The sequence below is a fragment of the Enterococcus sp. 4E1_DIV0656 genome (assembly GCF_002140695.1).
Taxonomy (GTDB): Bacteria; Bacillota; Bacilli; order Lactobacillales; family Enterococcaceae; genus Enterococcus_D; species Enterococcus_D entomosocium.
In genome coordinates this window covers 746,812-760,250 of sequence record NZ_NGLF01000001.1, presented here as the reverse complement: position 1 = coordinate 760,250, position 13,439 = coordinate 746,812, and the positions used below count along the sequence as shown (strand labels likewise).

The window sequence follows — 13,439 nt, the reverse complement described above, 5'->3', positions numbered from 1 at the left end:
TTTATATTTCCAGATGACATAAGGTAGGCCTATATCATCTAAATTCATGATTTATTTAACTGAATTAGCTCATCAAATGAACCTAGAAATTCCTGATTTGTTGAGTGAGTAACGACAATGATTATTTTATCTGTAAGTGAGCAGATTAAGTCACTGATAATCATCTCGTTTATACTGTCTAGACCAGATGTTGGTTCGTCAAAAAGAATAACATCGGAATCTTTAAAGATTGCCCGAGCAATCTCAAGCCGTCTAAGCTCGCCGCCAGAAAGAAAGTTTATCCATGTATTATCTTGCGTATCGGTTAAATCATTGTTATCAAAGCGATCATCTAATCCACTTCGTTTTAAAACATCAACGATTTTTTCAAGTTCGTATTCACTAAAAATAGAAACGTTGTAAGCAATACTCGTCTGGAAGATAGCAGTTTTTTGTTGGACAAGTGCAACTTTCTCATAAAGGGAGTCTCTAGATAGCTGATTCATCTCTTGCTGGTCAACCAATACTTGATGATCGTCGATAGGGTAAATTCCCGCTAAAATATTCAATAGTGTCGACTTCCCGCTACCGCTTGCGCCAGTGATAGCATATTTTTTTCCACGCTCAAATGTTTGAGTAAAACCATTAAAAATCAAACGATTTCCATGATGGAAATGCAGATTTTCAATCGATAAAGTATTTATTGGTTCTGCAAGTTCAAGTGAGCGATTGGGCTCATCATCATCGGTACCATCAATGAAAGCTATAAGATCGTCCGCGACCTTCTTGCTCGCTAAAATATCTGTAACTGAAGTACTGAAATACTCTAACGGACCGGCAATCGTACTCATTAGTGTAGTCATCGCAATAAGATCGGGAATGGTGATTATTTTGGCAGCAACAAAGAAACCACCAACGATCCATGTCCCTGAATAGGCAAGATCCCCAAGTCCAAAAGAAATTGCATAAGTCAGTCCTTGTAAGGTTTCAAAAGTGATACTTTCCTTTTTTAATCGTTCACTACTGTTAGTAAAAATTTTCGTATATGTTGGAAAACCTTTGCCGACACGTAAGGTCAGGTATCCTGAGAGAAGTTGGTCAAATAAACTAAGTGTACGATCTTGCTCCAGAACAACGGACTTGCGACGATCACTAAGGATTCGCTTAGCGAAATAAGGGGCTAGCAAAGGACTAAAAGCTAAGAGCAGCATAATCAATGAAAAAGAAGTGTTTAATTTTAGTGTGAATAAAAGAGAGAATAGAAAGGTAAAAATGCTTAAAATCAGTCCAAATCCGGGCTTTAAAAATTCTAATTCAACGACTTTCATTTCATTTGCCAACTTTGAGAGATACTCGTTTTTCTCATTTTTAAGAAATAGTACCGGATTCATTCGAACGATTTTCTGCGAGAGACTCTCTCTCAGTTGATTCATTATTGATTGAACTAAGACGGATTTACTTCTTCTTGGAATAAAATCGCTCATCGTGTTCAATAAGATGTAAAAGAAGGCGAATATACCAATAAATAAAAGTCTTTTTACATCTCCTGACATAGCAACCTCGGTGATTTGTCTATACACCAAAGCAACCCCAACTTGAATGAGCGCTGCCATTGCGCATAAAATCACATGCAAAAAGAAAAGTGGTTGGTTTCTTTTTAATATTTTTTTCATTCTCTCCCTCCTATGTAAAAACTATATCACAAATTAAAAAAAAATTGAAATATTATTTTGTGAAATGTATAATTATTGAAAAAGGGGGTTAGGTGATGCGTTTTTCACGGTATGTCGATATCATTGAGAACGGTAACGAGACTATTCTTTGCAATACATTAACGCAAGAAATAGTTACTATTGATTCAAAAAAAATGAAAAGTAAAACGGAGATTTCGAGCGAAATAAGTGAAGGTGAACGAAAATATTTATTTGAAAATGGATTTATACACGGTGATTTGGAAAGTTATAAACAGAAAACAATCAATTTAAAGAGAGACTTAGTTACTATCACTATAAATATCACAGAAGATTGCAACTTTTCGTGTACTTATTGTTACCAGAATGATTTCCTTTCTAAAAATGTTATTACTGATCAGACGATAAATAATATAATGCAATACATTTTAGACATTGCTCAGCTAGGCGTTCGGAGACTATATATCTATTTTTTCGGGGGCGAGCCACTTCTTTATAAAAAAAGAATTCTCGCAATTAAAAGTAAGATTGATCAAATTGCGTCAGAGAAATCACTCTCAATTTCTTATGGTTTAGGAACAAACGCCTATCTACTCACTCCAGATTTTATAAATCATTTTGATTCTTTAATTGTCGATACTACACTAACATCTAGAAAAGATCATGATAGAAATAGATCTCTTAAGAGTGGAAGCGGAACGTATGATAAGATTTTTGAAAATCTAGCGGTAGCATCTAAGAGCGGACGTGTTAAAATCCATATTGGTTATAATACATCTGATAAAAATACAGAAGAGTTTCAGTCTTTTCTCGTTACGATCCGCCAAAGTGATATCAAAGCCCATATCAATTGCTATTACATTAATAACTATGAGTTTAATGAAAATTATTTCAATGCATTATCCTATGAAAAATATCTAAAGTGGGTATCTTCAACTGCAATTGATCACCTAATTGAAAACGGTTTCCTGGTGAATGTCTCTCCATTTTCTTCGTATCGCTTTGAGTGCGATGCGTATAATCCTTGGTCTGTAAAGTTTTTCTCTGATGGATCTATAGGGTTATGTAATGCAACAAATTTTTATGAACGTAGAATAATAAAAAGTTTTACAGAATCATCTTCTTTTGCAGAAGATGTTCAATATAGCCTTTATGACCAAAAGAGTGTTCTTCCGAAAAGCAACAATCAGTGTAATTCATGTGAATTAATTGCAGTGTGTCGAGGAAAGGTACAGTGTGATACTTCATGTAACCCCAACTATTCAATTGATAGAGAAACATTCATACGTTCTTTTGTAAAGCATACAAATCTAGGTAACAGAAAATTTTTTACCCAATTTAATTAGGAGTGATTTTATGAAATTATCGCAATATACGATTGTTGAAGAAGTGGATAATGAAATACTTTTGTACAATTCGGTATACTCTGCTATCGTTTTACTAACTCAAAGCGAGTTCCATGATCTACAGACTTTTATTAATAACGATAACTTTGAGAAAACAGAATTATTCTCTTATTTAGAAAATCAAAATATCATTGTTTCCGATGAGATTGATGAAGAAGCAAGATTAGTGTCTGTGGCAAATGAAAAACGATATAATCCTAGTCAAGTAACTTTCACAATTGCCCCTACGATGAACTGTAATTTTTCCTGTTTTTATTGTTACGAGCAAGGGTTTAGACAACATACTATGACTACTGAAACTGCTAAGAAAACAGCTGAGTTTATTCTTAAAAATGTATTACCCCATCAGTCATTGAAAGTAATTTGGTATGGAGGAGAGCCTTTGATGGGATTGAACTCTATTAAAGTTATAAGTGAAATAATAATGAAAAACGAAAAAAAATATAAAAATTTCAACGCAGAAATTGTATCCAATGGTTATTTGCTAACAGAAAAAGTTGCACAACTTTTAAAAAGTTATCACGTTAATTATGCTCAAATTACTCTGGATGGGGATCAGATAAATCATGATTCTAGAAGATGTTTAACAAATGGGAAAGGGACATTTGCAAGAATATTACAGAATATAGTTAAAACTCTAAAATATATTCCAGTAACTGTAAGAGTAAATATAGATAGGGAGAATAATCATGAAGATGTTATTCGTTTGATGAACTCGCTGGATAATTTTAATTTACTTAAGAAAGTTGGCTTTTATCTTGCGCCGGTAGAGGATTTTGATACCTACAAAACACCCACATGTTATACATCCCAAGAGTTTTCGAAAGAAGAAATAATGGTTTATAAAAGTCTTTTGGAAAGAGGGATAAATATTGTTGCCATACCACGGACAACGATTGGGTTCTGCGAAGCTATCAATCGAGATGACTATGTAATCGACCCTAATGGATTTTTATATAAATGCTGGGTTCATATTGGTAAAACGATTGGACGAGTTGGAGATATCTATACAGGAATACAATTGAACAGTGTGCATAAAACATTTACAGAGTACAAATTTTTTTCGAAAGCGAAATGTTCAAGTTGTAAAGTTCAACCTTTGTGTTTAGGAGGCTGTCCGTTAATTCGAATGAATACAGGTGAGTCGAAGTGCGTTAGCTATAAGTACAATATTGAAGAGCATATAAAAATGGCTTCGGCAAGACTAATATAATCTGGTGGAATATTTTTGCTTCAGAAGATTGATAAGGTCTTCTTAAAAAAATAGCTTAGTTAAATAAGGTTACTATGTTACATTGTGAATAGAATCTATACTTACTTATAAAAATAGAAAGCGTAACTCAATTTTCTCATTCATATTGTAATAAATGATTTCTCATATTAAAATTTTTATAAGAAAACTAAATAGTGAGCAAAGCTCACCCCAAGCAGCCTCCGAAACTGTTTTCGGGGGCTGCTTGAGGTTTGGGGGGCTTAGCTAGCTAAGTAATGATCGATCACTAAAAAAATGATCAAAACAGAATAGGCAATTTTTTCTTTTCAATCAAAAAATTTTGATCATTTTATCAAGCAGAGGATGGCACAAGTAAGTGGAAAGTAGGTAGTGGCTATTTTTTTGTTCAGGATGGGGAAGTAGATTTGTCTAGGATACGCCGGAGGATAAACGTTTTGAGGATCATTTGTTTTTGACTTACCTATGTGCCATCACTGCGGAAACCCTGTGGATGAAGGCGTCATGTACGACACCAGATACTCGGATGAGAGCTAAGGACGTTTGATTGCCGTGCCTGACACGCTTTTTCTAACCGCAAAGTCGTAGGGGCTAAAGAGCTACAGCGCTGAGACAGATGACTGCCCCGTGCGATTTTGGGTGTTTTTTGAACCCTACAAGCTGCTATTGCTACGCGTCTATTCGTCGCAAGCTTGGAAGGTCTTCTCATAAAATGCCCGTCAGCTGTCAACAGGCTGCCTTTTGCATCAGGAAGCATCAGCGTTCCAACAAATCTTTTTGATCCAGTAGTCGCCCACTCATTTTGGGCAACTTCTATCCGAGAAAACATTGCGTTAGAAGTATGTCTGTCCGTCTTTTCCAGATAAAAGTCAGCTGAAAGAGGGCTGATACTTAACAAAACGGCAGTTAGGACGACCACAAGCGCTCTCAAAAAAACTCAGTCCTTTCTTTTCAATGGTCATTGTTCTTATCTGCACTTCATGATAGCACCGAAACGCGAATTATTTTTCGCGTTTTTTTGTTTTTAAAATAAAAAATTAGGTATTCGCTTTTTTGGGTTAAATGGTATACCTGAGATGGAATAAAAATAATAAAAGAAAGGACAGGATTTACAATGAAGAAAACATCGTTAGTTGCAGGTTTCGTTTTAGGTGTAGGCGTTTTGTTTACTCTAGGTGCATGCTCAACAGTGGAAGAATCAGGGGAAGTGGTCTCTGGGTCTGGAACGGAAACGTTGATCAGCGATTCGTCAGATGAAGTAGTTGTGGGAAGTGAAAAATTGAGTGATGACGGGTATTTTGAAGAAATCGTAACTAAGGGAATCGATCCGAAAATCAAAGACGTCGTTTGGTATGAAACGAATTATGAAAATGCTGGTTGGGATCACATTCGCTTTTTAGTGAATCATGTAAAAATCGTGAATGTAGAAGAATTCAAAGACAAAGACAAAGAATACAAAACATTGCTCTCACTGAAATATCAATTGTTTAATGAAGATTCGAAAGACAAAAAAATCAAACCTGACAAAGCCTATTTGGTGTTGAATGATGGCAAAAAAGTAGAAGCGGAAGTGTTTGTGGACTACTTAGATGATGAGATTTTGACCCATGACAAACATAAAGATGGCTTTATTCATTTTAAAGTGGCGCAAGAACAAAGTTTGCCAGCGATCAAAGCGGTCGAAATCGAATTTAAAGCAGATGGAGATTTGACACATACGTACCATATTGATCTATCTTCCGCTGCTGAAAAATAGTATCTAACGATAGGAGGTAAAAAAAATGGATACTAGCAAGAAAAAACTATCATTGTTGAGTTTTTTTGCAATAACTGCTTCAATGGTGATGACGGTATATGAGTATCCAACCTTTGCGACATCGAAGATGAATTTAGTTTTTTATTTACTCGTCGGCGGTTTCCTCTGGTTTATCCCTGTAGCCCTTTGCTCTGCGGAGATGGCTACTGTAAAGGGATGGGAAAAAGGGGGACTCTATACCTGGGTCTCAAAAACATTAGGGAGAAAATGGGGCTTTGCTGCCATTTTCTTCCAATGGTTCCAAATCACGGTAGGCTTTATTACGATGATTTACTTTATTGTCGGGGCGCTTTCCTATGCCCTAAATTGGCCGGCTCTTAATACGAATGTTTGGCTGAAGCTGATTGCCACTTTAGTGATCTTTTGGCTGATCACGATCTCGCAATTTGGCGGAACAAAAAATACTGCGAAGATTGCCAAAGTAGGGTTCTTTGTGGGGATCGTCGCAACAGGGATCATTCTTTTTATCTTAGGAATTGTCTACATTGCTCAAGGGAATCCCGTCAAAGTTTCTTTTGGATCAGGCGCTTGGATTCCTGATTTCACGAAAATCAATACGCTGGTCGTTTTTGTTTCCTTTATTTTAGCCTATGCAGGGGTTGAATCTTCTGCCAGTCACGTAAAAGATATGGACAATCCTGGAAAGAATTACCCGAAAGCTATTTTGATTTTAGTTGTAGCAACGATTCTTTTGGATACGTTAGGTGGGGCAACGGTGGCTGCCACGATTCCCCAAAATCAATTGTCTCTTGATACTGGCGTGATTCAAGCCTATTCTTATTTGATCCATCATTTTGGCGGCGGAGAATGGCTGGTTCGTTTGATTGCCGTGGTCATCTGTTTAGGTGTCATTGCAGAAATTGCTGCTTGGGTGGTCGGCCCATCGACTGCGATGCTTGAAGCAGCTGAAAATGGCTTGCTGCCAAAACAAATGGCCAAAGTCAATCAACACAATGTCCCAATCAATATCGTTTTGGTACAAGGCATCATTGTTTCCATTTGGGCGGTTGTCTTGACATTAGGCGGTGGAGGCGCCAATCTATCCTTCTTCGTTGCGATGGCGTTGACGGTCTGCATCTATCTGGTGGCTTATGTCCTCTTGTTTCTTTCCTATATTAAATTAGTCAAAGAAAAAGACGACTTAACAAGAACGTATCATATTCCTGGTGGGAAAAATGTGAAAATTGGTGTTGCGATGGTTGGTTTGCTTGTTTCTATTTTTTCTTTCTTTATTTCCTTCTTTCCACCGAGCGATATCGGCACCGGAAAGGGCGGAACCTATTTAGCCATCTTGATCATCAGTTGGCTGATTATTGTCGTGATACCGTTTGTCATCTATAAATATGTAGGTGAAAAAGCAAGCGATAAAAAATAAAAAGCACAACCTATGAGGAGGAGAGCTGCATGTTATTTAGTAAAAAAAATCGAAAAGAAGCCCAATATTTGGAGCCTATCTATGGGAATGAGGCAATGGATCAAGCGATCCCTATGTACAAATTACCAAAAGAGTCCTTGGTACCGCGGGATGCCTATGAATTAGTCAAAGATCAATTGATCGATGAAGGGGTCTCAAGACAAAATTTGGCGACGTTCTGTCAAACCTACATGGAACCAGAAGCAGTCAAAATTATGAGTGAAACCCTTGATAAAAACGCCATCGATAAAACCGAGTACCCACGGACAGCAGAAATTGAAAACCGCTGTGTCAATATGATCGCTGATTTATGGCATGCCCCAGAAGCGTCCGATTTTATCGGTACATCAACGGTAGGCTCAAGTGAAGCGTGTATGTTAGGTGGATTGGCCTTAAAATTTGCTTGGCGCAATCGGGCAAAAAAACTTGGCTTAGATATCAATAAACAAAAACCAAACTTAGTGATTTCTTCTGCCTATCAAGTCGTTTGGGAAAAATTCTGTGTCTACTGGGACATTGAAATGCGAACGATCCCTATCGATGAAGAACATGGCAGCATTAATGTTGAAAAGGTCACGGACTATTTAGATGAATATACGATCGGGGTCGTTGGTATTTTAGGAATCACTTACACTGGACGATACGATGATATCAAAGCACTAGACAAGAAATTAGAGGAATACAACAAACACACCGACTACAAAGTCTACATCCACGTGGATGCGGCTAGTGGGGGATTGTACACGTCATTTATGGAACCAGAACTTGAATGGGATTTCCGTTTGAAAAACGTTCGTTCCATCAGTACGTCTGGACATAAATATGGGTTAGTCTACCCTGGTATCGGTTGGGTGCTTTGGAAAGAAAAAGATTTCTTACCAGAAGAGTTGGTCTTTAAAGTAAGTTATCTTGGCGGTGAAATGCCAACGATGGCCATCAACTTTTCAAGAAGCGCCAGCCAAATCATCGGACAATATTACACCTTTATCCGCAATGGGTTTGAAGGCTACCGCTTGATCCACAAAAAGACCAGCGATGTTGCCCAATATTTAGCAAAAGAGATTGAAAACATGGGTTACTTCGATATTTATAATGATGGTTCACGGTTGCCGATCGTCTGCTACAAATTAAAAGAAGATGCCGATATTTCTTGGAATCTGTATGATTTGACGGATGAATTTGCGATGAAAGGCTGGCAAGTCCCTACCTATCCATTACCTGATAATCTATCACATATCAATATCCAACGCTTTGTCTGCCGGGCAGATTTAAGTATGCAAATGGCAATGGATCTGGTGCAAGACATGAAAGAAGGAATCGAGCGCTTGAACAAGCGACCAAGCCGTCATGTTTCATCCGATCAAACCTATGGCTTTTCACATTAAGAAACGGTATCGCTAGAAACCCTTTCATTGCTTTTTTCAATGAATAAAAAGTCCCTTTATGAAACGTTTTTTGCAAGACTGAATGAACCTTGGTTTATAGAAAAATCAAAGGCGGTTGCATCGACTGCCTTTGATTTTTTTGTTTGTAAGAACGGGTAAGCACTTGATAGTGTCGTTTTTTAAGAGAAAGTAAAAAAACAGTGCTTGATAATTTCATTTATTGACATTTCTGACTTGTGATAGTATTAATTATTATGGTCTAAATATATTTTTTTAGAGAAGAACGTTTTACATAAACGAAAAGGAAATCTTAGAACGTTGTCGTGAGGGAATTCTTAGGGAAATTCGTCTTGCATCGAGGGTTTTTGTTTGTCAGTCATGGTTTGTTGGGGAGTAAGTGAAGGAAAAGTATCTGTAGAAAGGGCCTGTTTTTACTGCGCTTGTTTGTTTCATAAGTAACGTACTGCTATCTTTTTCTGTAAATTGGTTGTAACTATTCTGAATGAATATAGATTTACACTGGAGGAAAAACAGTCATGTATAAAGAAGACTTACTGGATAAGGACTTGAAATTAGAGTATATCTTGCTCAAATTTTTGTATTTATCGACCGGTCATATCAAAAAAAGTGATGCGTGTCGGGAATTAGATATTACGATGCCGACCTTGACGAAATTATCAGAGAGCCTTCAACGGCAACTAAAAAATGAGAAGGTCTCATTTATCATCAATCGTTATACGTTGGAACTGCAAGTAACCGATAGTGTCTCACTGGATGATTTGACCGACACGCTATTGAAAAAATCTGCTAAATATCAAATCATCCATTATTTGTTTCAACATGCAGGCTATGATGCCTTCGTATTGGCTGATGAATTAAACATAAGTGTGGGGACCCTCAATCGATTGATTGCTGAGTGCAATCAGTTGTTGCAGCATTTTGAATTAAAGATCAGAAACAAAAAACTAGTTGGAACGATGACACAACGCATTTATTTTTACTATAATTTTTTCAAAATGGGTGCAACAACGATCGATTCTGTTTTGATCGATGACCTGGTTGCGGAGTTAGCGAAAAAAATAACCTTATCGATTGCCCAACAAAAGCAGCTGAAGATCTGGTTGTATGTGATTATGAAAAAAGTCACGTCTCACACGACCTTGGGAAGTTTAAGTCCGGAAGAACAAACCAAAATCGAGCGTTGCCAAGAGATGCCCCTCTGTCACTTTATTCGACAGATCTATGCTTCTAAAAAATGTATCTGCTCAGTAGATGAAGCGAAGATCGTGCCATTCTTTATCTGTCTCTTCCTCATTACGGTGGGCGGGATTCCTTACGAGGAACTTCGCTTAGGACTGTACACTAATAAAAATCCCGTCTTTGAGATCACCGATGAAGTCATGGCAGCAATCCAGTCCATTTACCGTCTTGATGCCTCGCATACGACGATCGATATCAAAGCCAATGTCTTTTCCTTAATCGCACAAGTTTATTACTTTCATGGAGTGAATTATTCCATCGATCGAGTCACGCTAAATTATTACCACAAAATGTTTCACAATTCCTTGCGGGATCAAGTGATCTCAGACATTCTGGAACACATTATTGCACCGACCAACTTGTTTACGCCCACGAAACTCAACTATCTCAAGAAACGCCTAGTCTTTTTAATTTATATGTTATCGCCTAAAGAAGAATATCGGGTACGGATCGGGGTCTTAAATATGTGCTCTAGTCTTTTGGCGGATGCTTCGATTTACTTGTTAAAAAATGAACTAAAAGGCAAGCAAAATGTTGTTGTTTTACCCTATACTCCGGACGAGACATTTGACTTGTTGATTTCCAATGCCAATCTCCCCCAATTAGGGAAAAATTATGACCAATTTTATCAAGTGACCGCCATTGGTGCCGATTTAGACGTCAATCAGGTTTCTGCGATCGTCGATCAAATTGCTTATTCTAAGTATCATTCTTTTGTGGTGTGAGCCATCACTTGTTAGTTAAAAAGCAGCGAGTCAACGGATAGGTGATTCGCTGCTTTTTCAATTATCTGCGAAGTAGGGAAAGGAAAAGGCGCTTGAATTGCTCTTGTCATTGATGCCGAGATGAAAACAGAGTCAGTCAAGCAGCTTTCTGCTAGATAATGTGTCCAGTATCCTTGTATAACGTATCGCAACAGAGCAGAAGACATCAAGCGTGAAAATAACAGAAGGGATTCAAAATGCTGGTTTTGGAAGGATGTAAAAAAAAGACCCACATAATGATGTGAGTCTGCAATCGTTAGTTCTGATTTTCTAATTTTTCTAGAACCTTTTTGGGAATTGCATCTTTTTCAACGCTATTCGGGCCTTTTATTGTGCGCTTTTCACTGATCACCGCTTTTACATAAGAATTTGGGGTTAAGGGTTTTGCGTTATCTTCTGATAATGAAACCTCGAGTGTTTGTGTGCTGCCATCTTCTTTTACAAAGTTTAATGTGTAATCGTAAGAATACCAAGGTGACTGGTCACCGATGCCGCTTTTACTTTCATGTTCTACCTTAGGGGGAATCTCAGATGGGACATACGCGTAAGCTGTTTGTCCTGAGTAGGTGGATTGATAATATTCATAGCCTTTGTATCCGGCAAACCCTAAAAGTACGACTAAGACGAATCCGATTATTTTTTTCATATAAACCATCCTTATCCTCAAATATGGAGCTATTATAACAGAATGGTTCTATAGATGACCTTTCATCAGACGAACAGTTTTGCAAGGAGAAATGTTACTAGCCAGTCGTGGAAAAGTGGGGAACGCCGCTAATAAAGGGTTCTATCTATAAATCGTCAGGGTATTGTTGCTTAGAGTGACTAGAAATAAGTGCGGAATCAGGCGACAAGACCTTAATAAAAAAACATAGCAAGTAGTATGACCTTTTTTGTACGCACAACAACTGACTACTTGATGAGGTGAGCCGTTTGTTTTTTCACTATAGAAAGGTGAAAAACGGCGCACCAGTTTAATAAAAAACCAGCAAAGACGCTCCGTAAGAGCCCGTCTTTGCTGTTTTTTTTCTACCGAAAATGTTTGAGAGCAGGCCATCACAGCTGCTTACGGCTCGATTTTACTATACAAATCGAGGGCTCTTTTTCTGGCTTCGTTGTGATCAACTATAGGCAACGGATAGTTGGTGCCTAAAACTACCTTTAGGTCGGCTTGTTCTTCGTCAGTCATCAGGTAAGGTTCGTGGATGAATTTTAGCGGCAACTGGGCGAGTTCGGGAACAAATTGTTTGATAAACGTCCCCTCTTTGTCGAATTTTTTCCCCTGAGTGATGGGGTTGAAAATTCGAAAGTAAGGAACGGCATCGGTGCCGGTCGAAGCTGCCCACTGCCAGCCGCCGATATTGCTGGCAGCGTCGTAGTCGATCAATTGTCGAGCAAAATAGGCTTCTCCTTGCCGCCAATCGATCAATAGATCTTTGGTTAGAAAGGAAGCGACGATCATCCGTAGACGGTTATGCATCCAACCGGTTTGATTCAGCTGCCGCATCGCGGCATCAATGATCGGATAGCCGGTTTGTCCTGCTTGCCATTTGTTAAACGCCTCTTCATCCTTTTGCCAATCCATGTTTCGATATTTCTCAATGAGTTCATAGTTTTTTTGCTCCGGATGAGTGAAGTAGATCATATGATAAAAATCTCGCCAAGCCAGTTCTTTTAAAAAGGTCGCTTTGCCAGTGCTGGGTGGCATTCCTTGGCAAGCGGCCCAAACCTTCCGAATAGAGATTTGTCCAAAAGACAAGAAAGGGGACAGGCGGCTGGTTCCTTTGATCGAAGGGAGATCACGGTCTTTTTCATAGGCGGCCAAACGCTTTTGCACAAAGGCCTGCAATTGTTTATGCGCATAGTCTTCCCCAACGATCGTTGAAAAATCGGTCTTTCTATTTTTTAGCAGCTCAGCAAGCAGCGATGTCCCTGCTTTGAAGTGAGGGGCATCATTAAAATGAGCGGCTTTTTCAAAATCAAGGGCCTGCTTTTGATACACCGGTTTGGGCAGCTGGATCCATTTCTTATAATAGGGCGTAAATTTTTTGTAGTATGTCCCATCCTCTTTGGTGACTTCCGTTGGTTGGTGTAGATGATGTTCTTCAAAGGAATGGACAGTGACGCCTTTTTTCTCGACCAATTCTTTTATGTAGAGGTCGCGTTTACGACCATATCCACGGTTATCAAAGTTGAAGTAAAGCTGGCTCCATTCTGGATAGCAAGCGAACAACTGATCAAAGGCTTCTGTCAACGTTCCCGTCAAGAGGTGGATCGTCAGATTTTGCTTTTTGGCAGCCTCGATAAAGTGAGCAACCGCGCTAAAAAAGTAATCATGGCTTGGTGCATCGGGGAGAAACTGCTTTTCATTGAGATGAAACACACACAACAATTGGTCGTTTGCTTGAAGAGACAAAAGCGACTCAGTAAGCGCCATATTGTCCTCTAAGCGCAGATCCTTTCTAAACCACATCACATGAATTGCCATAACAA

At 38.4% G+C, this 13,439-nt stretch carries 9 protein-coding genes; 6 read left to right on the top strand and 3 right to left on the bottom strand.

Annotated elements, in window-relative coordinates; genetic code table 11:
• Positions 1 to 44 precede the first annotated feature (44 nt).
• On the bottom strand, positions 45 to 1,652 hold the full coding sequence (locus tag A5882_RS03650; RefSeq protein WP_005233211.1) for an ABC transporter ATP-binding protein: 1,608 nt from the start codon (positions 1,650 to 1,652) through the stop codon (positions 45 to 47).
• Between the two features lie 95 nt (positions 1,653 to 1,747).
• Here A5882_RS03650 and A5882_RS03645 point away from each other — a divergent pair, with 95 nt between their 5' ends.
• From A5882_RS03645 to A5882_RS03615, 6 genes are all read left to right on the top strand, one after another.
• A complete protein-coding gene (locus A5882_RS03645; protein WP_005230552.1) occupies positions 1,748 to 3,016 on the top strand; it encodes a radical SAM protein in 1,269 nt (422 codons plus the stop codon).
• A 10-nt stretch (positions 3,017 to 3,026) separates the two neighbouring features.
• A complete protein-coding gene (locus tag A5882_RS03640; RefSeq protein WP_005233213.1) occupies positions 3,027 to 4,289 on the top strand; it encodes a radical SAM protein in 1,263 nt (420 codons plus the stop codon).
• 1,132 nt (positions 4,290 to 5,421) lie between these two features.
• The gene (locus tag A5882_RS03630) at positions 5,422 to 6,063 is read left to right on the top strand and encodes a hypothetical protein (RefSeq protein WP_005230557.1); all 642 of its coding nucleotides are present in this window, start codon (positions 5,422 to 5,424) and stop codon (positions 6,061 to 6,063) included.
• A gap of 25 nt (positions 6,064 to 6,088) precedes the next feature.
• Positions 6,089 to 7,498, top strand: coding sequence for an amino acid permease (locus A5882_RS03625; protein WP_005230559.1), 1,410 nt, complete (start codon positions 6,089 to 6,091; stop codon positions 7,496 to 7,498).
• Between the two features lie 29 nt (positions 7,499 to 7,527).
• Positions 7,528 to 8,922, top strand: coding sequence for a glutamate decarboxylase (locus tag A5882_RS03620; protein WP_086372432.1), 1,395 nt, complete (start codon positions 7,528 to 7,530; stop codon positions 8,920 to 8,922).
• A gap of 536 nt (positions 8,923 to 9,458) precedes the next feature.
• On the top strand, positions 9,459 to 10,907 hold the full coding sequence (locus tag A5882_RS03615) for a helix-turn-helix domain-containing protein (protein WP_086372431.1): 1,449 nt from the start codon (positions 9,459 to 9,461) through the stop codon (positions 10,905 to 10,907).
• A 295-nt stretch (positions 10,908 to 11,202) separates the two neighbouring features.
• On the opposite strand, the gene A5882_RS03610 is transcribed toward A5882_RS03615, so the two are convergent.
• Entirely contained in the window at positions 11,203 to 11,592 is a 390-nt protein-coding gene (locus A5882_RS03610; protein ID WP_034871925.1) for a YxeA family protein, read from the bottom strand.
• A gap of 420 nt (positions 11,593 to 12,012) precedes the next feature.
• Positions 12,013 to 13,434: a deoxyribodipyrimidine photo-lyase gene (locus A5882_RS03605; RefSeq protein WP_086372430.1), complete on the bottom strand. Its 1,422-nt coding sequence runs from the start codon at positions 13,432 to 13,434 to the stop codon at positions 12,013 to 12,015.
• Positions 13,435 to 13,439: the final 5 nt, after the last annotated feature.

Coding starts and splice junctions, on each gene's coding strand:
- A5882_RS03650 (WP_005233211.1), bottom strand. CDS start 1,652: ATGAAAAAAATATTAAAAAGAAACCAACCACTTTTCTTTTTGCATGTG.
- A5882_RS03645 (WP_005230552.1), top strand. CDS start 1,748: ATGCGTTTTTCACGGTATGTCGATATCATTGAGAACGGTAACGAGACT.
- A5882_RS03640 (WP_005233213.1), top strand. CDS start 3,027: ATGAAATTATCGCAATATACGATTGTTGAAGAAGTGGATAATGAAATA.
- A5882_RS03630 (WP_005230557.1), top strand. CDS start 5,422: ATGAAGAAAACATCGTTAGTTGCAGGTTTCGTTTTAGGTGTAGGCGTT.
- A5882_RS03625 (WP_005230559.1), top strand. CDS start 6,089: ATGGATACTAGCAAGAAAAAACTATCATTGTTGAGTTTTTTTGCAATA.
- A5882_RS03620 (WP_086372432.1), top strand. CDS start 7,528: ATGTTATTTAGTAAAAAAAATCGAAAAGAAGCCCAATATTTGGAGCCT.
- A5882_RS03615 (WP_086372431.1), top strand. CDS start 9,459: ATGTATAAAGAAGACTTACTGGATAAGGACTTGAAATTAGAGTATATC.
- A5882_RS03610 (WP_034871925.1), bottom strand. CDS start 11,592: ATGAAAAAAATAATCGGATTCGTCTTAGTCGTACTTTTAGGGTTTGCC.
- A5882_RS03605 (WP_086372430.1), bottom strand. CDS start 13,434: ATGGCAATTCATGTGATGTGGTTTAGAAAGGATCTGCGCTTAGAGGAC.